This is a genomic window from Paenibacillus sp. EB106-05-06-XG162, assembly GCF_058791655.1.
On record NZ_JBYTDT010000009.1, the window covers coordinates 46152 to 72033 of the forward strand.

Sequence of the window (25882 nt, forward strand, 5' to 3'; positions counted from 1 at the left end):
CAAAGGAGGTGATGCTGATTTAATGAAAAAAATTGTTTGAGATGAATGATAAGCATTTGGTAAGGAATAGATGAACCCCGAAGGAGGTAACAAAAAAATGTCACTGTCTAAAGTCATTAAAAATTTAGCGCTTGTGGTAGCCTCTGTACAGATGATTAGCATTACCATCCCTGCATTTTCAGGCGTTGCGGATGCTGCAGCTAATGACGGAATCATAGAATCCAATCAAATGAAAGTACAAGTAGATCAGAAATTCCCACGAGTCATCAAGTATGAGCTGGGAAATAAAATGTTGAACGGCTCGGAAGAGGTATTGGACAAAATTAGAATTAACGGTACAGACTATGTACCAAAAGTAGATTACACGGAAAGCGATAACAAAGCGGATTATACGTTAACGATTAGCGAACTGAATGTCGTCATAAAGTTATCCTTAACGGTAAAAGACAATACGCTTGACTTCTTAGTCACCGATGTGAAAGAAAACGGTTCAGCAAAAATACATACCATTGAAATTCCAAACCACAGCTTGGTATCGGTTAGAAGTACGGAAGCGGGTGCCAAATTTGCCGGTTCCAGGATGGAAAACGCTGTTTATAAAAAAGGTGATGTGTATCAAGATGTATCAGGAACTCCTGCGGTAGATAGTACACCCAAAAACTATATGTACGCGTTCATTAACAATGATGAATTGGCAGCAGGGGTTTGGTCAAATGCATATGGTGATACAAATGCGGATGGAGACAATGACAATCACCGTATTGTGAAACAGACGACCAAGAAAACAGATTACTCTCGTACAGCTATGTGGAGTGCTTCATGGGTATACCGTGGAAATAATATGCCTAATGATATAACTGAGCCATTACCACATACCAAAGTAGTTATCACAGCGGACGCGAATGCTGATGCGAAGTTGGATTGGCAGGATGCAGCCGTTGCATATCGCGATATTATGAACAATCCTGTAGGCAGCGATCGCATGTCTGAACTTGTTGTTCACCGTATACCCATGAACTTTGGCAGCCAGGCAACCAACCCCTTCTTAAAGACATTAGATGAAACAAAGCGAATTTATCAATCAACCGATGGGCTTGGGCAGTGGGTGGAGCTAAAGGGTTACCAAGCAGAAGGGCATGACTCTTCGCATCCGGATTACGGCGGACATATTGGTGTACGTCAGGGCGGACAGCAGGATATGGATACGCTTGTAAGAGAAGCACAGAGCTACAATGCTTTCATGGGTGTTCATATTAGTGGAACAGGTGCTCACCCGGAAGCAAAGGCTTTTGATAATGAACTAGTTAATCTTAACAAAGGCGGATGGGATTGGCTAGATCAATCCTATGACTTTGATGACCCAACGTACCGTAGAGAAGTTTATACTGGCAACCGAATGAATCGTTTACAGATGTTAAAGGACGATGCGCCAACACTTGACTTTATTTATGCCGATGCTTGGTATGAGCAGGGCTTTAATGGAAGAAGATTTGCTAGAGAAGTGAATTCTCTGGGATGGACCCTTACGACGGAGTTTCCAAATGTATTAGAAGATGAAGCTGTGTGGAATCACTGGTCCGTTGACTATGATTACGGCGGCAAGAACATCAAGGGTTATAGCAGTGATATCGCAAGATTCGTAAGAAATCATCAGAAAGATACGTGGATCGCTCGTCATCCGATCCTAGGCGGTACGGAGGCAAATGATGCTGAAGGCTGGCAGGGTAGAGTGGATTATGATGAGATGATCAATATTGTATTCAAAACAAATCTACCAACGAAATATCTGCAAAGCTTCCCAATGACGAAGTACGATGTGACGGGCAATGTGGGACGAGTGGAATTTGGAGGAAATGTCGTTGCCGAAAGGACATCAGATGGCAAGAGAACATTTAAGAAAGATGGCAAGAAGCTACTTGAAGAAAATGTAACGATTACGAAAGCTTCTGAAGGCGGTAATACTTACGATAAGGTTACGTATTCCAACCTCAAATATTTATTGCCATGGTCGCCAAATGCCGATAAGACAAAAAGTGAATTGGCAGCTGCTGAAGAAAAACTCTATCACTACAATGAAAACGGTGGAACAACGACTTGGGATCTTCCAAATAGCTGGGAGAATGTGTCAACTGTTAAGTTGTATGCATTAACGGATACAGGTAAGAAAGATGAAAAAGTCATCAACGTCGTTGATGGCAAAATCACGATTGAAAATGCAGCAGAAAAACAGGCTTACGTTGTGTATAAAGGCGATGTTATGCCAAAGGTTGAAGATATGAATTGGGGATTTGCAATGCCTGCCAAGGATCCAAGCTTCAACAGCGGAAAGCTGGATAACTGGGATGTAAAGAGCGGAGCAACCACTGTAGAACGCAACAATCGTGGACAATATGAATTAGTGGTCAAAGGAAATACGGAAGAAACGGTACTAGAAACGCAATTATCAGGATTAAAACCAGGAACTTATTCAACATCCATCTATGTTCAGGTAGGCAATACACCAAACAGTACAAATGCTAGTGATCCAAACACAGCAGGATATGCCAAACGTAAAACGACGATTGGTGTGAAAGATTTCGGCGGGGCAGACCTAACAAACTATACGGAAAGTTCGCCGCTTAAAAACTATATCTCAGCTGACTCCAAGCACAGCACCAATATGCAGAGAATGAGAGTTGTATTTGATATAGCAGCTGGACAGGATACAGCCACATTGTACTTGAAGGTAGCTCCAGGAACAGCGACTGTAACCTTTGACGATGTTCGCTGCGTACCGACCAAGCGAGTTGTGCCGCAATCTCCAGATGTCGTCGCAGCAGAAGATTTTGAGAATGTTGACCAAGGGTTGACGCCATTTGTTATAGCAGATGCTGACGGCGTAAGTGATCCACGCACGCACTTATCCGAATTACACGCGCCATACACGCAAAAAGGATGGAATGGTAACCAAACGGATGACGTATTAAACGGCAACTGGTCCATTAAGTCCCATAAAACAGGCGGCGGTCTGATCATGAGAACATTACCGCAGACTTTACGATTTGATAAAGGAACAACGTACGAAGTATCTTTCAAATATGAAAGCCAGTTCGATAAGAAGATTAATTTCGTTGTAGGCAACGGTACGAAGGAAGTAATGAATGTGCCGATGCCGCAGGCAACCGTTCCTACGCCGTTTACGGTTAAATTTACAGCAAGCACCGAAGATTTCTGGATCGGAACAAGAAATTCGGTTGGCAGTTCGGCAGGGGACTTCATCCTTGATGATCTAGTCGTGAAAGAAGCGAAGGATGCCACCATTGAACCACCGCAAATTTCGCCTGTTGACTTAACGATTATACCTGTAGATGGTATCAGAGCAAGTGCAACGGGTTATGAACCAAGTGATGCACCTAGTAATGTCCTTGATGGAAATACAAGCACGCTATGGCACACAGCTTGGAATGGAAGTAATACATTACCACAATCTATTACGCTTAATCTAGGAAAAGCGTACAATGTCAACAGAGTAGATGTAACGCCAAGACAGGAGACGAATGGTAAAGGCGAAGCAAGTGGTAATGGCTTCATTACCAAATATGACTTATATGTGAAGTACGCTGATGCTCAAGATTTTGTAAAAGTTGTAACAGATGGTGTGTGGGAAAGAACAATTGCGACAAAAAAAGTAGCAATGGATAGTTCAAAGCCAATAACTCACGTTAAGTTAACTGCATTAGAAGGAATTAATAATTGGGCGAGTGTTGCTGAGATGAGAGTGGCTCAAGAAGCTCCATCCATAACTGGTCCCAATAAAGTTGAAGTTAGCACGACAGTTGGTATGTATCCGGAGATGCCTGCAACTGTTAAGGCAACATTGAGCAATGGCACACAAATGGAATTGCCAGTTCAATGGACAGCGATCGCCCCTTCCAAATATGCTGAAGTTGGGACATTTGAAGTTATAGGTCACATTAATGGCGCTCAGGATGCAGCGATTACAGCGACCGTAACCGTTACAGCTGGCGGAGCTGTAGATATCGTAGATGCCAAAGTAATGAATGTTTATACGACGGTAGGAACTGCACCTGTTATGCCAGACAAGGCTAAGATGGTCACTTCAAACGGTACAGTGATCCAAGTGCCAGTCACTTGGGATACAATTGCTGAAAACAGCTATAAAAATGTTGGATCATTCAGCGTAGCAGGCACAGTAACAGGAACGAATATTAAGGCTCAGGCTATTGTTATCGTTACAAATTCAAGAACTGAAATTGTTGCAATTCCTACAACAAAAATGAGCACGGTTATTGGCGTAAAGCCGTTGTTACCAGGCACGATCGAAGTAACGATGAGCGATCAATCGAAGCGATTTGTATCTGTTACATGGGATAGTATTTCTGATGAGCAGATAAGCAAAGCAGGTCAGTTTACTGTAAATGGTACGATTGAGGGTACGGATAAGAAAGCTATTGCTGAAATTACAGTAAAAGAAGATCCGAACATTGCACTTAGAAAACCTGCAACGGCAAGCAGTCAACAGTCAAGCAATACGGCAGCGATGGGTAATGATGGCCAAACATCAACGCGTTGGTGCGTAAGCAATCCAAGTACTGAACATTGGTGGAAGGTCGACTTGGGAGCACAGTACGATGTTACGGGTTCCAAGATAACTTGGGAATCCGCTTCAAGTACGATGAAGTACAGAATAGAAGTCTCTTCGGATGGAGAAGCCTGGCAAAAGACGGTGGATAAGTGGGGTACTCCAGTAACTGAAAGTGTTACAGAAGATACTTGGTCAGCGAAGCAAGTAAAATATATAAAAGTAACTGCTTTGGGTATTGATCCAGCGTGGGCGGGTTTCCGTGAGTTTGAAGCTTACGGCGCTAAATCAACGGTTGTGGATACAACAGCGCTGAAAGCAGCGATTGCAGCCGCTCAAGTCAAAGTGGATCATGCTGTCGTTGGTAATCAGCCAGGACAATATCCGCAAGCAGCACTAGATGCGTTGAAAACAGCGATTGCAGCAGCACAACGTGTTGTCGATACAGCAGCAACGCAGGCAGAAGTGACAGCCGCGATCGAAACGCTTCAAGCCGCGGTTAAAGCCTTCGATGATGCCGCAGCAACGGCTGCGCCGTCCAGCTCCGTCACGGCGCCAGCTACAGCGACTGCTGGCAAAGCGTTCAACGTGCAAGTCGGTCTGAGCGGCGTAACGCAAACGGTATATGCGGAGGATCTATCGGTCGATTTCGATCCGGCAACGCTCGAGTTCGTGTCTGCGCGTTCCCTCATTCTAGGGGTCAGTATCATCGAGAAGAAGACAACGCCAGATGGCAAGCTGCGGTTTATCGTGGCAAGCGAAGGCCCGGGCAATGCCGTAACAGGCACGAAGCATGTCCTTGAATTGACGTTCAAAGCGCAGGAAGTAGCTGCAGCGGCGGTCAATAGTGTCATTTCGATCACGAAGGCTATTATTTCGGATGCTGAAGGAGCAGAGATAACAATCAAAAATGCAAGCTCCACCGTACAAGTGGTGAAGGAGCAACCGCCGGTTGCGACGGGCGACTTGAACGGCGACGGCAAAGTAACGATCGGTGACCTAGCGATTGCTGCTGCGAACTATGGCGCAACCAAGGATAGCCCGAACTGGAGTAAGCTGCGAATGGCTGACTTTGACAAGAATGGCGTCATTGATATCAGCGACTTGGCGGCAATCGCACAGAAGATCATTCAATAATGTAGCAAAATAATAGAAAATTCCTTCGAAGAAGATCGTCAGCACTCGTGCAGGCGGTCTTCTTTGAAATATAAGGAATTATAGCTGCGCATATACTCTGTTCTTATATTTCTCGCTTAAACGCTTGCCGTCCTTATAAGGACGCCGGAGGCGTTTACGCTTGCTCGTGATGCAATCCTAGTATTCCATTTCCTATCGTCGGGAGGAAGATCGTATGAGGACAAAAAAGTTGCGTCAATGGTTTACGGCCATGTTAGCTTCGGTAATGGTGGTTACGTCTACACCCGTTATGGCATTTCAAGACCTTTCATCAGATGGACCGGAGACAACAGCAGAAGGTACAAATTTATCTGTTAATAACAGTAATGAAATGAAGCTATGGTATCAGACGCTAGGTAACGACTGGTTGTACGATGGGCTACCCATTGGTAACGGAAATTTGGGTGCCATGATACTAGGTAAGACGGAAGCAGAAAAAGTTCAGTTGAATGAAATCACGTTATGGACAGGTGGACCCAATACGCCCGATTATACTGGCGGTAATGTAAAGGATGCGTATAAGGCTTTACCCGGAGTAAGAGAAGCTTTGTTTGCGGGTAAATTTGATGAAGCTTATGAGCGATCTAAGAAATTACTTGGAACAGGGAAAGGCTTGGATGCTTATCAAAATCTAGGTGATTTTACGCTTGACTTTACAGGGAATGCTCGTACCTCAAAACCGACGAATTATCGACGTGAATTGGACCTAAATGAGGGAATCGCAAGGGTTGCTTATGAAAACAATGGGGTTAAATTTAAACGCGAATATTTGGCGAGCAATCCAGGAAACGTGATAGCCGTTCATTTATCATCAGACAAGGAGAATGAAATTGGGTTTAAGTTGAAATTAACGCCTGATGCAAGTGCAAACCCATACTCTCAAGTAGGTAAAACATATACAACAACAGTTCAAGATGGTGTGATTAGCTGCCAGGGTACGGTTGCAGGCAGTAAAATGAAGTTTGCTGTACAAATGAAGGTCGTTGCTCCAACTGCAGACATGACGATGAATGCTGACGGTACGATATCCGTAGCAAATGGTGAAGATATCACGATATTTTTAACGGCTGGAACCAATTATGATATGACAGAAAGCCATCTTATACAAAGTATAGATTCATTTAAGACGGTTGATTATCTAGATGATCGCGACCCCAACGGTGATGTAGCCATGAGCAAAGCGGCCGCTAGAATTGACGTTGTTTCCAAAATGAGCTACTCCGATTTTAAAACAAGTCATATAGAAGATTATCAACACCTATTTCATACAGTCAGCTTAAACTTAGGTGATTTAGAAGATGCGAATAGACCTACCAATGAATTAATGCGGGATTATCAGACAGGTAAAAAGGAAAGTAGATATATTGAGGCGTTGTTATTCCAGTTTGGACGTTATTTATTAATTTCATCATCAAGAAAATCGTTGCCTGCGAACCTGCAGGGGATATGGAATAACAGTAATAAACCGATGTGGTCAAGTGACTACCACTTAAACATCAATATGCAAATGATCTACTGGCCTGCATTTGTAACTAATATCGATGAAACAGCAAATCCAGTTATTCCATTCCTTCGTTCTTTAATGGAACCTGGTAAAGTTTCAGCCAAAGAACATTTTGGGATAGATAATGGTGGTTGGGTAGTAAACCATGTGACGAATATTTTTGGTATGACGGCTATAGGGCAAAGCCTTGACTGGGGATTAGCACCGGGTTCCGCAGCATGGGTTAGCATGATTCTCTGGGATTACTATCAGTACACGCAAGATGAAGAGATATTGAAGCAGATATACCCGATCCTTAGAGATCAGGCGAAATTCTGGAAAGATTACTTCGTTATGGATCCGAATACAGGCGAGTATGTCATCGCTCCTTCAACTTCACCGGAACATGGCCCAGTGGGCGTAGGTTCTACTTATGATATGTCGCTCGCATATATGTTGTTGGAAGATGTAATAGAAGCCAGTAAGATCATGGGGCAGGATAAAGACTTAAGAGCTGAACTCGAAGCCATTTTAACCAAAATGGATCCTATCAAAATAGGTAAATCCGGTCAGATCAAAGAATGGCGCGAAGAAGATGAGTACAACAAGCATCCCGATGGAACATCCATAGGTGATCCGACACATAGACATTTAAGCCAGTTAATGGGTCTTTACAATGGGGATATGATTACCCGGGAAGATAAAGAGCAGATGGATGCAGCGATAAAGACATTAGAATTACGTGGTGATATGGGCTGGGATGCCAACGGTTGGAGTATGGCGTTGCGAATGCTTTTATGGTCACGGATCGGAGATGGCAATAGAGCATTAACGCTTTATCAGGATACGATTAAATATGCCATGCTGCAGAACTTAATGAGCAGTGCGTTGGGCTTTGTATATCAGATGGATTCAAACGGTGGTGTGACAGCAGGAGTAGCCGAAATGCTTCTTCAGAGTTATGCAGGATATATCGAGCCATTACCGGCATTGCCACAGGATTGGGATGCAGGTTCATATACGGGACTTAAAGCGATTGGCAACTTTGAATGCGATGCTGTCTGGTCAGACAACAACTTAAATAAATTCACAGTTCGTTCTCGTTCTGGTAAGCCCTTCAAAGTAAGATATCCTGGGATTGGTCAGGCAGCGGTGACGTCAAACGGGGCAAATGTTGATTTTACGGTCATTGACGCGAATACGATTGAATTGAATACAACCAAGGATACAGAATATGTTATTAGCAACATTCCAACGAGGTTAACTGCACCAACCCATTTAGAAGCCTATCGCTTGGATGATCACAAGGTTGATGTGACATGGAACGCTGTTGAAGATCCAGATGCAACATATAACGTATACCGTATGGTTGAGAGCGGAAGTTATGAATTATATGCTTCACATATAACAGATGCCAAATATCAAGATACAAATGCCGATGTCTCATTAGGAACTATTTATTATAAGATTGCTGCTGTGAAAAATAACAAAGAAGGTATGCTGTCTAAACCGGTTAAGGCAATAAAAAGAAATATTGCTCTGAAAAAGCCAGTAACAACCAACAGTGAGCAAGGAAACAACTTGGCTGTATTCGGTAATGATGGTAACGAACAAAGCAGATGGTGTGGCAATACGCCATCTCAGGTGCAGTGGTGGAAAGTTGACCTACAAGACACATTTAACATAGCAGGTTCAAAGTTTATTTGGGAATCAGACAATAATGAAATGTATTACAAGATAGAAGTATCTGCTGACGGAAGTGCGTGGGAGACGGTAGTAAACCGGTATGACAGTCATTCCGTGACTGAAAAAGCAACCGAAGATAAATGGTCAGCTCAACATGTCAGATATATAAAAATAACATTCCCGGGAAGTCCTAAGGTACCAGGCAATCCGGCCGTGTGGGCGGGTTTTCGTGAGTTTGAAGTTTATGCAGATTCCACACCGGTCGTATCTGGCAACAAGCCAGCTGCAGCAAGTAGTGAACAAACAGGCTTTGAGGCTTCAAAGGCTAATGATGGCGATCTAGCTACCGCATGGAAAGCTGCAGATCAAGATCCGATGAAGACTTGGACGGTAGACTTGGAAGAGAAGTATGACTTATCTGAAATCGAACTTAAATGGGCAGCTGCTAACGCAAGCAAATACAAGGTTGAAGTGTCAAGCGATAACAAGGTATGGACGCATGCAGTTAATAGAACAACGGATACAGAAACCAGCAAGGTTAAAACGGATAGAGTCTCCAATCAAGAAGTAAGGTATGTCAAGGTAACATTTACGGAAGGGATCGCTTCGATTGATGAAATAAGAGTTCGTGGTACGAAGAGCGTCATTATACCGGAATCACGCAATGTCGTATTAAACAAACCGGCTGTTTCAGATAGCCAGCAGAATAGCAATCCGGCATCAGCAGGTAACGATGGGGATGAGTCAACGCGTTGGTGTGTGGGTGATGATAAGAATCCACACTACTGGCAGGTGAATCTGGGCGGGAAGTATGATGTAACGGGCTCAAAGGTCATTTTTGAAAACGGCGGTAAGGCCATGAAGTATAAAATCGAGGTGTCAAGCAACGCTGCAAATTGGACCACCGTGATTGACCATATGAATAACACAACCAACATGGAAAAGGTCAGAACGGATAAGTGGACTGCTACGGCGGTTGAACATATCAAGGTCACTGTTATGGGATACCCGGAACTATGGGCAGGGTTCCGTGAATTTGAAGCGTACGGCGCAAAATCGCCGGTCGTGGATACAACAGCGCTGAAAGCAGTGATTACGGCAGCTCAGGTCAAGGTGGATCAAGCAGTCGTTGGTAATCAGCCTGGTCAATATCCGCAAGCAGCCGTAGATGCTTTGAAAGCAGCGATTGCAGTAGCAGAGCGCGTTGTCGATATGGCAGCAACGCAGGCAGAAGTGACAGATGTGATTGAAGCGCTGCAAGCCGCGGTTCAAGCCTTCGATAAGGCCGGAGCAGCTGCGTCGTCCGGCTCCATCACGGCGCCAGCTACAGTGAATGCTGGCAAAACGTTCAACGTGCAAGTCGGTCTCAGCGGCGTAACGCAAGCGGTATATGCGCAGGATCTATCGATCGATTTCGATCCGGCTACACTCGAGTTCTTGTCTGCGCGCTCTCTCATGCCAGGGGTTAGCATCATCGAGAAGAAGACGACGCCGGATGGCAAGCTGCGGTTCATTGTGGCAAGCGAAGGCCCGGGCAATGCCGTAACAGGCACGAAGCCTGTCCTTGGATTGACGTTCAAAGCGAAGGAAGTAGCTGATACGGCGGTTAATAGTGTCATCTCAATCACGAAGGCCATCATTTCGGATGCCGCAGGTGTTGAGACGACCATAGGCAATGCGAGCTCCACCGTCCAAGTGGTGAAGGAGCAACCGCCGGTTGCGACGGGCGACTTGAACGGCGACGGCAAAGTAACGATCGGTGACCTTGCGATTGCTGCTGCGAACTATGGCGCAACCATGGATAGCCCGAACTGGAGTAAGCTGCGAATGGCTGACTTTGACAAGAATGGCGTCATTGATATCAGCGACTTGGCGGCGATCGCGCAGAAGATTATTCAATAATGCAATAACGTCACTGTAAATCTATGACGAGATGAGAGCAGCCCAAGGCGATCTTGGGCTGCTCTATTTTACATATTGGAAGATTCTTGGCGATACCGTAAAAATGATCAAGAAATCCAAATTATCGTCATTAACCTATCCATAGCGGAAGAGTAAGATGTAGACAGAAATCATTCGACAATTTATTCATCTGCACGGTATAGATCATGATATTTGAGATCCTATAGTGAAGAATACAAGATTTCTAAAAGGAACGTTTGTAAGCGATTCCACTTCGAGGCCTCTTCCACAAGAGCTGAAGCAGTCACTTTGATTCTAGCAATGTAAAATGCAAAGTAAGGTTTGCTCTAGAATTCATTGAACTCAAAGGAGGTGATATGAACATCATGGCCATTGCATTGGAGAAGAATGACAAATATTGGAGAATAATAGATTAAACCCGAAGGAGGTAACAAAATGTCACTGTCAAAGGTAATAAAAAATGTAGCCATTGTGGTAGCCTCTGCACAGCTGATCAGCATTGCAATTCCTGCGTTTTCAGGAATGGCGGATGCTGCAGCTAATGATGGAATCATTGAATCAAATATAATGTCAGTTCAACTAGACCAGAATTTCCCAAGAGTCATCAAGTATGAGTTAAATAATAAAGAATTAAATGGTTCAGAAGACGTATTAAACACAATAAGAATTAACGGAACAGACTATATACCAAAAGTAGAGTATATTGAAAGCGATAACAAGGCCGATTATACACTAACGATCGACGAATTAAAGGTAGTCATTAAGCTGTCAATTACAATTAAAGACAATACGCTTGACTTCGAAGTAACAAAGGTAGAAGAAAATGGTTCAGCAAAAATACATACCATTGAAATTCCAAACCATAGCTTGATATCGGTTAGAAGTACGGAAGCGGGTGCCAAATTTGCCGGTTCCAGAATGGAAACCGCTGTTTATAAAAAAGGCGATGTCTATCAAGATGTATCGGGTACGCCTGCAGTAGATAGTACACCAAAAAACTATATGTACGCGTTCATTAACAATGATCAACTGGCAGCAGGTGTATGGTCGAATGCATATGGTGATACCAATCAAGATGGAGACAATGACAACCACCGTATTGTGAAGCAGACGACAGCGAAAACGGGATACTCCCGTACAGCTTTGTGGAGTGCTTCATGGGTATACCGCGGCAATAGTATGCCTGATAAGATGACTGAACCGTTACCACATTCGAAAGTAGTTATCACAGAGGACGCAAATGCTGATGCTAAAATGGATTGGCAGGATGCAGCCGTTGCATATCGCGATATTATGAACAATCCTGTAGGCAGCGATCGCATGTCTGAACTTGTTGTTCACCGTATACCGATGAACTTTGGCAGCCAGGCAACCAACCCCTTCTTAAAGACTTTAGATGAAACAAAGCGAATTTATGAATCTACAGACGGGATTGGACAGTGGGTGGAGTTAAAGGGTTACCAAGCAGAAGGGCATGATTCTTCACATCCGGATTATGGCGGACATATCGGTGTGCGTCAAGGCGGACAGAAGGATATGGATACACTTGTAAGAGAAGCACAGAATTACAATGCTTTCATGGGCGTACATATTAGCGGTACAGGTGCTCACCCGGAAGCAAAGGCTTTCGACGATCAATTAGTAAATGTTAACAAACCCGGCTGGGACTGGCTTGATCCATCCTATGACTTTGATGACCCAACATATCGTAGAGAAGTTTATACTGGCAACCGAAAGAACCGTCTACAGATGTTAAAGGACGATGCGCCAACACTAGATTTTATTTATGCGGACGCATGGTATGAACAGGGCTTTAATGGAAGAAGATTTGCAAGAGATGTGAATTCTTTTGGCTGGGCTCTTATGACGGAGTTTCCAAATGTATTAGAAGATGAAGCCGTTTGGAATCACTGGTCTGTTGACTATGATTACGGCGGAAAGCACACTAAAGGCTATAGCAGTGATATCGCAAGATTTGTGCGAAATCATCAGAAAGATACGTGGATCGTTCGCCACCCAATCCTAGGCGGTACGGAGGCAAATGATGCGGAAGGCTGGCAGGGTAGAGTAGATTATGATGAGATGATCGATGATGTATTCAAAACAAATCTACCAACGAAATATCTGCAGAGCTTCCCAATGACGAAGTACGATGTAAAAAACAACGTAGGAAGAGTGGAATTTGAAGGAAATGTCGTTGCGCAGAGAACAGATGATGGAAAAAGAACATTCACGAAAGATGGTAAAAAACTTCTTGAAGAAGATGTAACAATTACACAAGCTTCAGAGGATGGTAACACTTACGATAAAGTAACGTATTCAAATCTTAAATATTTGCTGCCATGGTCACCAAAAGCGAATAAGACCAAAAATGAATTAGCAGGTGTTGAAGAAAAGCTGTACCACTACAATGAAAATGGCGGAACAACGACGTGGGAGCTTCCAAATAGCTGGAACAATGTATCAACCGTGAAGTTATATACATTAACAGATACGGGTAAGAAAGATGAAAAAGTCATCAACGTCGTTGATGGTAAAATCACGATTGATGCGGAAGCAAAACAGGCTTACGTTGTATACAAAGGTGATGTTACGCCAAAGGATGAAGATATGAATTGGGGATTTGCAATGCCTGCCAAGGATCCAAGCTTCAACAGTGGAAAGCTGGATAACTGGGATGTAAAGAGCGGAGAAGCCACTGTAGAACGCAACAATCGTGGACAATATGAATTAGTAGTCAAAGAAAATACGGAAGAAACGGTATTAGAGACTGGGTTATCAGGATTGAAACCTGGAACCTACTTAGCTTCCATTTATGTTCAGGTAGGGAATACACCAAATGGTACAAATGCTAGTGATCCAAACACGGCAGGAAATGCAGGACGTAAAACGACGATTGGCGTGAAAGATTACGGCGGAGCGGATATGACGAACTATACGGAAAGTTCGCCGCTTATGAACTACATTTCAGCTGACTCCAAGCACAGCACCAATATGCAGAGAATGAGAGTCGTATTCGATGTAGCAGCAGGACAGGATACAGCCACATTGTACTTGAAGGTAGCTCCAGGAACAGCGATTGTAACATTTGACGATGTTCGCTGCGTACCTACCAAGAGAGTTGTGCCGCAATCTCCAGATGTCGTCGCAGCAGAAGATTTTGAGAATGTTGACCAAGGGTTGACGCCATTTGTTATAGCAGATGCTGACGGAGTAAGTGATCCTCGTACGCATTTATCAGAATTACACGCTCCATACACCCAGAAAGGTTGGAATGGAAAAGAAGTCGATGACGTATTGAACGGCGAATGGTCCATTAAGTCCCATAAAACCGGAAGCGGTCTGATCATGAGAACATTACCTCAGACGTTACGATTTGATAAAGGAACAACGTACGAAGTATCTTTCAAATACGAAAGCCAGTTCGATAAGAAGATTAATTTCGTTGTTGGTAATGGTACGAAGGAATTGATGAATGTACCTATGCCGCAGGCAACCGTTCCTACACCGTTTACTGTTAAATTTACAGCAAGCAACGGAGATTTCTGGATCGGAACAAGAAATACCGCTGGAGATTCAGCAGGAGACTTTATCCTTGATGATCTCGTGGTTAAAGAAGCAAAGGATGCTATCATTGAACCGCTACCAATTACACCTGTCGACTTATCTGTTATACCTGTAGATGGGATCAAAGCAAGTGCAACAGGTTATCAAGAAGGTGATAACCCTGAAAATGTTCTTGATGGAAACACAGGTTCATTGTGGCACACAGCTTGGGATGGAAGTGATACATTACCACAATCCATTACACTTGATTTAGGTAAAGCTTACAGTGTTAACAGAGTAGATGTAACTCCTAGACAAAGCCAGCAAAATGGCATGATAACGAAATATGAGTTATATACAAGTGCCGATGGAGTGAAATTTGAGAAAGCAGCAGAAGGCAATTGGGAAGTTAATGCAAATACAAAGTCTATAAATATTAATAATCCTAATCCAATAACTAATGTTAAGTTAACAGCGTTAGAAGGAATTAATGGTTGGGCGAGTGTAGCTGAAATGCGAGTTGCTCAAGAAGCTCCATCCATAACTGGACCAAATACCGTTGCAGTTAGCACTACAGTTGGTATGCATCCGGAAATGCCTGCAACTATGAAGGCAACATTGAGCAATGGCACAGAAATGGATTTGCCAGTGCAATGGCCAGCCATTGCCCCTTCAGAATATGCTGAAGTAGGAACCTTTGAAGTTCTAGGTCACATTAATGGCGTTCAGGATGCAGCGATTACAGCGACCGTAACCGTAACGGCTAGCGGAGAAGCAGATATCGTAGATGCCAAAGTGATGACGGTTTACACGACTGCAGGAACTGCACCTATCATGCCAGCAACGGCTAAGATGGTAACATCGAAGGGTACAGTGATCCATGTACCTGTCTCTTGGGATGAAATAGCCAAAGATCGCTACAAGAATGTGGGATCATTCAATGTAACGGGTACCGTAGAAGGTACGAATATCAAAGCACAGGCGATTGTTATCGTTACAAATCCTGGTCAAGAATATACCGTTGAAGTAGAGAACGGTGAAGGCAGCGGGAATTATGCTCAAGGAGCCACCGTTACATTAGCAGCTTATGGAGCACCAGAAGGCCAACAATTTGACAAATGGATGACAGATAACATTAGCGTTGTATTCGAAGATGCAAGTGCACAATCTACAACATTTGTCATGCCCGGTGAAGCTGTTAAAGTAACAGCAACATATAAGGACGTAACAGATCCAGGTCAAGAATATACCGTTGAAGTCTTGCATGGTGAAGGTGGCGGAAATTATGCTCAAGGAGCCACTGTTACAATCGCAGCCTATGGCGCACCGGAAGGCCAACAGTTTGACAAATGGATGACGGATAAAATTAGCGTTAAATTCGAAGATGCAAGTGCACAAACTACTACATTTGTCATGCCTGGCGAAGCTGTTAAAGTAACAGCAACGTATAAGGACGTAACACCAACAGACGCAACTGCACCAACATGGTCAGAAAATAAAGCATTAACGACTTCGAATGTTGGCAGAAACAGTCTTACACTCTCATGGACGGTAGCAGCGGATAATACGGGTGTAACGAGCTATAAAGTTTACAAGGGTAGAGACGAACTCGTTACCTTGGCAGGTGGTATCACGAGCTATACAGTCGGTGGTCTGTCACCTGACACGCGGTATACCTTCAAAGTCGAAGCAGGCGATGCGGCAGGCAACTGGAGCGTAAATGGTCCGAGTGTAACGGTGAAGACTGAAGCTAACACTCCATCACCAGATCCATCGCCAAGCCCTACACCTACACCAAAACCAAAACCAGAAGATGATAATAAGCCAACGAAGCCAGCAGATCCTGAAAAACCAACGAAGCCTGAACCTCCAAAAGTAGAGCTTACTGATCTTGCGGATCATTGGGCTAAGGTCTCCATTGAAAAATCCGTTGAGCTTGGTTTCGTAAATGGATATGAAGATGGATCTTTCAGACCGAATGGTCATGTAACACGTGGCGAATTCGCAACAATGTTAGCTAAAGCGTTGAAATTGGAGCTTGGCGATACGGAGTATCGTTTTGCCGATAAAGACAAAACCCCAGTATGGGCGCAGTCCTTCATTCAAGCCATTGCTAAAGCTGGTTTCATTTCAGGATACGAAGACGGTACATTCCGTGCGAATAACGAAATAACACGATCTGAATTAGTCGTCATGACTGTTCGCGCACTGGGGCTTGAAGTGAATCCAAATGCGAAACTTATGTTTAAGGATGCCGATCAGGTTCCAGTATGGGCAAAGCCTTATCTGGCAACAGCTGCAGAAGCAGGCTTAATTAAGGGGAATGGGGACGGTAAATTTAATCCGAATTCCTCTTCCACTAGAGCTGAAGCAGTTACTTTGATTCTTGCTATGCTAAATGCAAAATAATAGGAAGTAACATCGAAGAAGATCATCTGCTCTAGTGCAGGTGATCTTCTTGCTTCTTCAAGCGATCGATAGTCAACGAATACAAACAGCGGGCTCTTTTTCTCATCTCAGCTGCTTCGCAATTGGGCAATTAACCCTTTCCTAGGCGAGTGCATACATTGTTAATACCAAAGTAGGTGTCAGGGAGGGGTTTATTTGAAACGGAAATCATGGATTGGCATGCTGCTGCTCGTGATGCTCAGCGGTATGGTGCTGTCGGCATGCTCCGGCTCGAAAAGTGAATCGGTGAAGGTCAAAGTCGGCGAAGTGACGCGCTCCATGTTCTACGCGCCGGAATATGTTGCGCTGGCCAAAGGTTTTTTCAAGGACGAAGGGCTGGATGTGGACCTGCAGACGACAGCAGGCGGAGATAAGACGATGACAGCACTGCTATCGGGCGTCATTGACGTTGCACTCGTCGGTTCCGAGACATCGGTATATGTCGCGCAGCAAGGGGCGGATGACCCGGTAATTAATTTCGCGCAGCTCACGCAGACGGACGGCACTTTCCTGGTCTCCAGAAAACCGATCGATTCGTTTAACTGGGATCAGTTGAAGAATTCTACTTTTCTCGGCCAAAGAAAGGGCGGTATGCCGCAAATGGCGGGAGAGTTTACGCTGAAGAAGCACGGAATCAACCCACAAGCGGATCTTAATTTGATTCAAAACATTGATTTCGCGAATATCGCGACGGCTTTCGCTTCAGGTACTGGAGATTATGTGCAGCTGTTCGAGCCGCAGGCATCGATTTTCGAGAAGGAAGGCAAGGGGCATGTTATCGCTTCATTCGGTGTAGAGAGCGGTAAATTGCCATATACGGTATTTATGACGAAGAAGAGCTTCATCGATAAGAACAGCGATACGGTTCAGAAATTCACGAATGCGGTGCACAAAGCGCAAATGTGGGTGCAGGAGAATAGTCCGGAAGCGATAGCGGACACGATTCTTCCGTATTTCAAGGATACGGATCGGGACATTGCTGTCTCGGTTGTGAAGCGCTATAAGGATCAAGGCTCTTATGCAACGGATCCGATACTGGATGAGTCCGAATGGAATAACTTGATGGATGTCATGTCAACCGCAGGTGAATTGAAATCTAAGGTCGAGTACAAGAGCATAGTAAATACGTCATTTGCAGAAAAATCCATAAAGTGATGAGGAGGGGAGATACCATGTCAGATGTTCCCGTGGTCGGTCTTGAAGATGTCACCCAAGTATATGTCACAGATCGGGAGGCAACGCTTGCGATTGACAGGTTCTCCCTCACGGTACAAACTGGTGAATTCGTCAGTCTCGTTGGGCCGAGTGGGTGTGGCAAGACGACAATTCTCTCAATGATTGCAGGTCTCCTGCTGCCTTCTTCGGGTCAGGTGCATGTGCTCGGAAGAGCCGTACAAGGTCCGACGCCCGTCGTCGGATATATGCTCCAGCAAGATTATCTGTTCCCATGGCGTACGATTCTGGAGAATGCGATGATCGGACTGGAACTCACGGGACAGAAGGATGATGCTTCTCGCGCCTATACCTTACATCTATTAGAAGAGATGGGTCTGCAGCATACGGCTAATTTGTATCCGCATCAATTATCTGGCGGCATGCGTCAGCGGGTGGCCTTGGTTCGAACGCTCGCGACCAAGCCGGATATTCTGCTGCTCGATGAGCCTTTCTCAGCACTTGATTATCAGACGAAGCTGCAGCTTGAGGATCTTGTGGCCTTCACGATGAAGCAGCATAAGAAAACGGCGATTCTTGTCACGCATGACCTCTCGGAAGCCGTCGCGATTAGTGATCGTGTGATCGTACTCGAATCTCATCCAGGCCGATTCCGGAAGGAATTTCAGATTCCGGATGCCATTCGGAATGCCCAACCTTTCTATGCACGCGAGCAGGAAGGCTTCAATGCCTTATTCCATGAAGTCTGGAAAGAGCTTGAATCGACGGAAAGGAGGACGACGTAATGGAATCGACTTCAGCGGGTAACGGCCAGATTCAAGAGCTTCATCAAGCGCATTTGCTTCGCAAGCGGAAAATTCAGCGCAAAGTGCTTGGTACGCAATTGCTGATTCTAATCGTATTTTTTGCTATATGGGAAGTCGCTGGCCGCAATAAATGGATTGATGTGCTTCTATTTAGTTATCCGAGCAAAGTATTTACGCAAATATACAATGACATGTTGGATGGGTCGATATGGGTGCACTTAGGCGCAACAGTGGGGGAGACCATCGTCGGGTTCCTGCTCGGAACATTGCTTGGAACGGCGCTCGCTGCGGTAATCTGGTGGTGGGATTTTGCTGCGAGAGTACTCGACCCCTACATGGTCGTCTTCAACAGTATGCCGAAGGTCGCGCTTGGACCGTTATTTATTGTAGGTTTCGGACCGGGTTTTATGGCAATCGTCGCTACAACCTTGTCCATTACTGTCATGATTACAACATTGACGGTCTATCAGAGCTTTCGCGAGGTCGATCCGAATTACGTCAAAGTGATCCGTGTCTTCGGAGGGAGCAAACGGGATGTCTTCTATAAAGTGATCTTGCGGGCATCATTCCCAGCTATCGTATCGACACTGAAGGTCAATGTCGGCTTGGCTTGGGTTGGTGTGATCGTGGGGGAATTCCTTGTCTCGAAGGTAGGGCTTGGTTATCTTATCATTTATGGTTTCCAGGTATTCAACTTCACCTTGGTCCTCTCCACGTTAGTCCTTATTGCCGTCGTCGCAACGGTGATGTATCAATTCGTCGCTTATCTGGAGCGGAAGCTAACCTGAGGCGTGTCCCCCCAGTTGTTCCTTCGTGCGAAATAGAGTACCATAGAGTTCAATGATCTTTTGTAAAGTGGGTTGACTTGAATGGGATTTCGTGTAATGAAAACAGCCATTGCCACGTTGATTGCGATTCATATCGCGCAGTGGATTGGATTACCAGCTCCGCTGTCAGCGGGGCTGCTTGCAATTCTAGGTGTCGATGTGACACGGAAACGGAGCATCCGGGTCGTCACGGAGCGTTTCTGCGCTTCCATCATTGCTCTACTGTTGGGCAGTCTCATATTTTACATACTCGGTTTCAAAATATTTGCTCTAGCGGTCTATATTTTAATCGCATTTCCACTTTTATCTCGATTCGGGATGAAGGACGGCATTATTCCGAGTACGGTGGCCGTATTCCATATTTTTGGCGCGGAATCGATTACGCTTCATACACTAGGGTATGAGTTGTTGTCTGTAGGCATTGGACTTGGATCTGCGACGCTCGTGAACTTGCTCTACATGCCGAATATGGAAAAGCAATTGATCGTATTACGTACGCAAGTGGATCAGTTGTTCTCCGATATTTTTGTGCAAATTGAACGGAATCTGCGCGATGTGAACTATGCCTGGGATGGGCAAGAGCTTCTCGCGGTGGAGCGGGTTGTAGCGAAAGGAATTGCGCTCTCGAAGCGCGGGGTTGACAATCAGATGCTTCGCACCGATGAAGGCTGGTATATCTATTTCTATATGCGGCAGCAGCAGTTGAACTCGGTTGAACGAATGCTCGATCTGCTCTCCCATGTATATCAGAATCTTCCGCAAGGCGATCAGGCGGCAGATCTCTTTCATTTGCTCAGTGATGACGTCAAAATCAGCTATTATACCGGATTGTCGGAGACGAAATTAAATCATTTCATTAATGAAGCGAAGCAAATGCCGCTTCCTGTAACGCGTTCCGAATTTGAGGTACGGTCTGCTATTCTTCAATTATGCCGCGAGTTACAACAGTTTCTGGCGATTGCGCGGAAGGATAAACAGCGTCAATCATGATCTTATTTCGAACAGATTTTCCGGGGCCCCCCGCGAAGTACCTGAATCAACTTCGAAGCCAAGGCCCCACTATGTGGGGTTATTTTGCTAGATGAGAATCATATAAAATTATGTTTGACCATTTTATCAACATTCGCCTATATCCTGCATACACTTTAAATGAATGATTGTATGGAGGAGGTTAAAAGGATGGCATTAGCAGATAAACATCAATGTAGAGAGATTATTACGAAAGCAATCTGCGGCAAGGGTCGTAAGTTCTCTACCGTAACACATACCGTGACTCCGCCTCATAATCCAACCAGCATCCTGGGGGCATGGGTTATAAACCATCAGTACGAAGCAGTTCGTGCAGGCGACGGCATTGAAGTTATTGGTACTTACGATATCAACATTTGGTATTCATACGACAAAAACTCGCAAACAGATGTAGCCAAAGAAACGGTATCATATGTAGAACACGTTCCACTGTCGTATCTGGATCCGAAACATAGAGCGTCGACGCAAGAGGTTGCTGCGGAGGCAACGCAAGAACCGAACTGCGTCGAGGCGAGCGTGTCTTCTAACAAGTCGAGTGTATCGATCCGTGTGGAACGCGAGTTTGCCGTTGAGATGATCGCTGAGACCAAAGTCTGTGTTAAGGTCTGCCCGAATGGTTGCGCGGATCATGATGACAAAGATTACGATTTCAGCTACGAAGACGGCGATTACGATGATTTGGACCCGGATTTGCTCGATGATGAAGTGTAAGGGACTCGTTAGTCTAATATATGCATCTAGAGGGGCGGTGTAGAGGGCAGGAGCCCTCCTTTTTTTTGAAATATAAAAATCAGTTACACGAATCAATGAAATTCACGGGTTGAATGCGAATGGCGTTGTATGTGGGTTTCGGGGCAGCTGCTTGCCAGAAGCTTTGGTGTGCGTGAGACGGGGTGGTGGCTAGATGAATACTTGGATATGGATAGACGGAGAAGGAATGGCTCTCGAATTTGCCAGTAAGCATCCGCCAAATGAACTGATACACGCGCTTCGACAGGTTAGCGGCATGGAGGGAAAAGTGACAAGACAACCAGATGATCCGGTGCCCCGCATGAGGTCGGCTCAAGCAACGAAAACCTTGATGTGGGTTCGTTGGGAAGGGACGGATGCGACAACCTCCAATTGGCTTGCACGCTTCCATGAACCGCAATCCTTCATTTACCGAACGAACTGTGATGCACCACATGTACAACGCCGGCAGGACGTGGATCTAAGCACAATATTAGCTCGGCATGGAGTACCTATCTCGCAAGAGAAGGGCATACGGCGATACAAAGTACATGTCTATCATTTGCGTGTGCTCGCTGTTTTTCGTTGTGTCCTTTTAGGGCCAAGTGGCCTATCTTCGGATCAGCCTATCGATTTAGACCGCTCAGATGCTGTCATTCGTCGTATTTGCCGATTGGCAATTCGCGCACTCTATTGCGTTGGTTGGGATATTGGGGAAGTTCATATTGAGCAGCAGCAGAGCGGTGGGATGGTAGTGGTAGAGTCATTGCTATCCCCGCCAGAGCTCAGTTCCAAAGAGCTAGCAAGGTATTATGCCCAAGCGATGCTTCATGATCGCGATCGATTTCGTGATGAAGCAGAGCGATCAACACCTGCCATGCTTGGGATGGACCCTGAGTTTATACTATATGATGCGGACCAAGGCAAGGCCGTATCTGCATCGAAATTTCTGCCAAAGGAAGGGCCTGTCGGCTGTGATGCCGTCTGGGTTCGAAGCAGCGGAAATCGCTTGGATGATGGTGGGATAGAGCAGACGATGACCGTGAATTCACCGATCTATCCATTGGTTGAGCTCAGGCCTGAACCGCGTGAAGAGCCGCGGGATTTGATCATTCAATTAATGCGCACCATGCAATTGGCGGCAAGAACGATTCCCGATTCCAATCTGCGCTGGCTGGCTGGCGGCATGCCGCTGCCTGGACTTGCAATTGGTGGTCATATTCATTTTAGCGGTTTGTGGTTAAATGCACAGCTGCTTCGTGTACTAGACAATTATATTGCGCTCCCAATTGCGATCATTGAAGCCAAAACGTCGGCGAGACGAAGACCAAGGTATGGTATACTTGGGGATTTTCGCGTTCAGCCGCATAGTGGCTTCGAATACCGAACCTTACCGAGCTGGTTGGTCTCCCCTGTTGTGACCAAAGGGGTTATTGCCCTCGCGCAGCTCGTCGCATTGGAATATCGCCTTCTAACGCGTCGATATACAAATGACGATCGTGTCGTAGAGGCTTTTTATGAAGGCAATTCACAGTTCCTTGCCGATTATTTCGAACCGTTATATGAGGATTTATCTCACCTCCCGTCCTACGGGAAATATGCCCGTTATATTGAACCGCTCATGGATCGGATTAGACAACGTGTTCCATGGGATGAGCAGCAGGATATTCGCAAGTTGTGGAAAATCCCTCCCTTTCAATGATCTGTCTCGTCATTTCTGTTATAATGAGACGGTAATGAAAGAGGTGGAGGTTCGGACATGGCCAAATATACGCCAATGATTGAGCAATATTTATCGATTAAAGCTGACGCTAAGGATGCGTTTTTATTTTTCCGTTTGGGCGACTTTTATGAAATGTTCTTCGATGACGCGATTCTTGCTTCGAAAGAATTAGAGATCACATTGACGGGCCGTGAAGGCGGCGCAACAGAGCGAATTCCGATGTGCGGGATTCCTTATCATTCCGCTGAAAACTACATTCATCGATTAATTGAAAAAGGATATAAAGTGGCGATTTGCGAGCAAGTGGAAGATCCTTCGGTCGCGAAAGGCGTCGTACGCAGGGAGATTGTGCGTGTGGTGACGCCGGGGACGGTCATGGACAGCCGAACTTCGAATGAATCTGCCAATAACTATATGGTCTGTCTATCTGTGCTGGATGGACAACTCGGCTTATCCGCATGTGACTTATCAACGGGTGAGTTGTATGTGACTTCGTTCCCTTATTCCAATGAGCGATTGCTCGATGAAATGAACATATATACCCCTTCCGAAATTTTGTGTGATGAGGAATTGTTATCGCATGTCAGACAAGAATTTACGGTAGCGGGGAAGCCGGTGCTCACAACGTCGTGGCTGAAGAGCGACGATGCTCTTGTCGTGCGCCAATTTGGCGATTCGGCATGGTCCAGACTGGAGACGGTGCGTCGGCGTGTCGTGTCGCGGATGGTTGCTTATTTGAATGAGACGCAGAAGCGGTCTCTCGGGCAGCTGACGCAGATTCGCAGTTATGAGCCGGAGCATTTCTTGATTCTGGATCCGTTCACAAGGCGGAATCTCGAATTGGTGGAGACCGTACGCGAACGAGCGAAGAAGGGATCTCTGCTCTGGCTATTGGATCAGACGGAGACGTCTATGGGTGCGAGATTATTGCGCAGATGGATTGATAAGCCATTAATGCAGCGGGCGGCGATTGAATCCCGTCTCGAGGCGGTAGACAAGCTATTCCATCAATTTATCGTGCGAGAAGATATTCGGAAGCAGTTGAAAGAAATCTATGATCTTGAACGTCTTGTAGGTCGTGTTGCCTTCGGTAATGCTAATGGTAGAGATATGGTTGCGCTGCGGACCTCGCTGCAGCAGATTCCTGCTTTGCTAGAATTGTGCTTGAATTCGCCTTCGACAACTTTGCGGGAGCTGGCGGCCGATGTGGATAGTTGTACCGATGTGCTCTCATGGATCGAGGCCGCTGTGATGGATGAGCCCCCGATTTCTGTACGAGATGGTGGATTGATTCGGGCGGGCTATGATGAACATTTGGATCAACTGCGCGAAGCGAATGTGAACGGCAAACGGTGGATTGCGGATTTGGAGCGCCGTGAGCGGGAAGCGACTGGTATCAAATCGCTGAAAATCGGGTTTAACAAAGTGTTCGGTTATTATATAGAAGTAACGAAATCGCAGATTGGTTCCTTGCCGGAAGGCCGCTATGAGCGGAAGCAGACACTAGCTAATGCAGAACGGTATGTGACACCAGAGCTGAAGTCGAAGGAATCACTGATTCTAGAAGCAGAAGAGAAAATGGTGGATCTGGAATATAGTCTATTCGTACAGCTTCGGGACCGGATTGCGAGCGAAATTACACGATTGCAGAAGCTTGCTGAGAAAGTTGCTGAGGTCGATGTTTATCAATCGCTTGCAACCGTAAGCGCACAGCACCGTATGGTGAAGCCGATATTGACCGATGGCGGAGATCTTATTGTAAAGGCAGGCAGACACCCTGTCGTTGAAGCCGTCATGAACGGCGGAACATTTATCGCCAATGATACGAAGCTGATTCGTGACCAAGAGCAGATTCTATTGATTACAGGGCCGAATATGGCGGGTAAAAGTACTTACATGCGTCAAGTCGCTCTCATCTGCATTATGGCTCAGATGGGATGTTTCGTTCCAGCAGAGCACGCGGAGATCCCGATGATCGATCGGATATTCACGCGAATTGGCGCGGCTGATGATCTGATTGGCGGTCAGAGTACGTTCATGGTGGAAATGATGGACATTCAAGTGATGACGGAGAAAGCTACGCCGCGTAGTCTCGTCATCATTGATGAATTAGGACGCGGCACGTCAACGAGCGAAGGGATGTCCATTGCACAAGCCGTCATCGAATATGTGCATGATCGGATTGGCTGTAAAGCACTCGTGTCGACACATTTCCATGAGCTGGCGCATCTGGAGAGCAGTCTAGGTGGTCTCCGCAATTATTGTATGGCGGTTCAAGAGAATGGTAATGATGTAACTTTCTTGAGAAAATTGATTCCCGGTGCAGCGAGTACAAGTTACGGGATTTATTGTGCGCGGCTTGCTGGGTTGCCTGAATTGATTATTGATCGGGCGTATACCCTGCTGCAAGGGTTCGAATATGCAGAAGCAACGCAAGGTATAACAGAAGTAACCGTACGTGAGGCGGCGGCAGCTGCTGAGGTACCTGCACCGCAGGCCCCAACTGTTACTACGGTTGATCCGGTGATGGGGGAACAGCACCAGGTAGTTGAGCGGAGTGAGGGCGTTGTACAATTGTCCATTTTCGGTGATGAAGATTTGGCTTCATCGAAGCCTGTGAAGAAGACGGATGCACGTGCGGAACGTGTCATCGCGAGTCTGCAAGCTGCGGATATCATGAATATGACGCCGCTGCAAGCGATGCAGTTGTTGAACGAATTGAAGCAGCAAGCGAAAGGTTTAGCGTAACGG

At 45.6% G+C, this 25882-nt stretch carries 10 protein-coding genes; all 10 read left to right on the plus strand.

The features are described 5' to 3' along the window. Positions 1-97: 97 nt before the first annotated feature. The 10 genes from AC3WU2_RS18830 to mutS all read left to right on the plus strand — a co-directional run bounded on the left by AC3WU2_RS18830 (position 98) and on the right by mutS (position 25879). Positions 98-5719 (plus strand): endo-alpha-N-acetylgalactosaminidase family protein, encoded by a 5622-nt coding sequence (locus AC3WU2_RS18830; protein ID WP_492456635.1) that lies wholly within the window; start codon positions 98-100, stop codon positions 5717-5719. 214 nt (positions 5720-5933) lie between these two features. After that, on the plus strand, positions 5934-10829 hold the full coding sequence (locus tag AC3WU2_RS18835; RefSeq protein ID WP_492456636.1) for a glycosyl hydrolase family 95 catalytic domain-containing protein: 4896 nt from the start codon (positions 5934-5936) through the stop codon (positions 10827-10829). A 456-nt stretch (positions 10830-11285) separates the two neighbouring features. Then, on the plus strand, positions 11286-16805 hold the full coding sequence (locus AC3WU2_RS18840) for an endo-alpha-N-acetylgalactosaminidase family protein (protein ID WP_492456637.1): 5520 nt from the start codon (positions 11286-11288) through the stop codon (positions 16803-16805). A gap of 195 nt (positions 16806-17000) precedes the next feature. Next, positions 17001-17999, plus strand: coding sequence for an ABC transporter substrate-binding protein (locus tag AC3WU2_RS18845; protein WP_492456638.1), 999 nt, complete (start codon positions 17001-17003; stop codon positions 17997-17999). A 17-nt stretch (positions 18000-18016) separates the two neighbouring features. Beyond that, a complete protein-coding gene (locus tag AC3WU2_RS18850; protein WP_492456639.1) occupies positions 18017-18802 on the plus strand; it encodes an ABC transporter ATP-binding protein in 786 nt (261 codons plus the stop codon). Next, entirely contained in the window at positions 18802-19611 is an 810-nt protein-coding gene (locus AC3WU2_RS18855; protein WP_492456640.1) for an ABC transporter permease, read from the plus strand. The genes AC3WU2_RS18850 and AC3WU2_RS18855 overlap by 1 nt, the downstream gene beginning before the upstream one ends. Before the next feature lie 81 nt (positions 19612-19692). Then, positions 19693-20640, plus strand: a complete 948-nt coding sequence (locus AC3WU2_RS18860) for an aromatic acid exporter family protein (protein WP_492456641.1) — start codon at positions 19693-19695, stop codon at positions 20638-20640. 189 nt (positions 20641-20829) lie between these two features. Further along, positions 20830-21390: an outer spore coat protein CotE gene (locus AC3WU2_RS18865; RefSeq protein WP_018755591.1), complete on the plus strand. Its 561-nt coding sequence runs from the start codon at positions 20830-20832 to the stop codon at positions 21388-21390. 193 nt (positions 21391-21583) lie between these two features. Then, positions 21584-23110, plus strand: coding sequence for a putative amidoligase domain-containing protein (locus AC3WU2_RS18870; RefSeq protein WP_492456642.1), 1527 nt, complete (start codon positions 21584-21586; stop codon positions 23108-23110). Positions 23111-23167: 57 nt separating this feature from the next. Further along, positions 23168-25879 carry a DNA mismatch repair protein MutS gene (gene mutS / locus AC3WU2_RS18875; protein ID WP_492456643.1) on the plus strand — a complete coding sequence of 904 codons (2712 nt, stop codon included), beginning with the start codon at positions 23168-23170 and terminating at the stop codon, positions 25877-25879. Positions 25880-25882 lie beyond the last annotated feature (3 nt).

Coding starts and splice junctions, on each gene's coding strand:
- AC3WU2_RS18835 (WP_492456636.1), top strand. CDS start 5,934: ATGAGGACAAAAAAGTTGCGTCAATGGTTTACGGCCATGTTAGCTTCG.
- AC3WU2_RS18830 (WP_492456635.1), top strand. CDS start 98: ATGTCACTGTCTAAAGTCATTAAAAATTTAGCGCTTGTGGTAGCCTCT.
- AC3WU2_RS18855 (WP_492456640.1), top strand. CDS start 18,802: ATGGAATCGACTTCAGCGGGTAACGGCCAGATTCAAGAGCTTCATCAA.
- AC3WU2_RS18870 (WP_492456642.1), top strand. CDS start 21,584: ATGAATACTTGGATATGGATAGACGGAGAAGGAATGGCTCTCGAATTT.
- mutS (WP_492456643.1), top strand. CDS start 23,168: ATGGCCAAATATACGCCAATGATTGAGCAATATTTATCGATTAAAGCT.
- AC3WU2_RS18860 (WP_492456641.1), top strand. CDS start 19,693: ATGGGATTTCGTGTAATGAAAACAGCCATTGCCACGTTGATTGCGATT.
- AC3WU2_RS18840 (WP_492456637.1), top strand. CDS start 11,286: ATGTCACTGTCAAAGGTAATAAAAAATGTAGCCATTGTGGTAGCCTCT.
- AC3WU2_RS18865 (WP_018755591.1), top strand. CDS start 20,830: ATGGCATTAGCAGATAAACATCAATGTAGAGAGATTATTACGAAAGCA.
- AC3WU2_RS18850 (WP_492456639.1), top strand. CDS start 18,017: ATGTCAGATGTTCCCGTGGTCGGTCTTGAAGATGTCACCCAAGTATAT.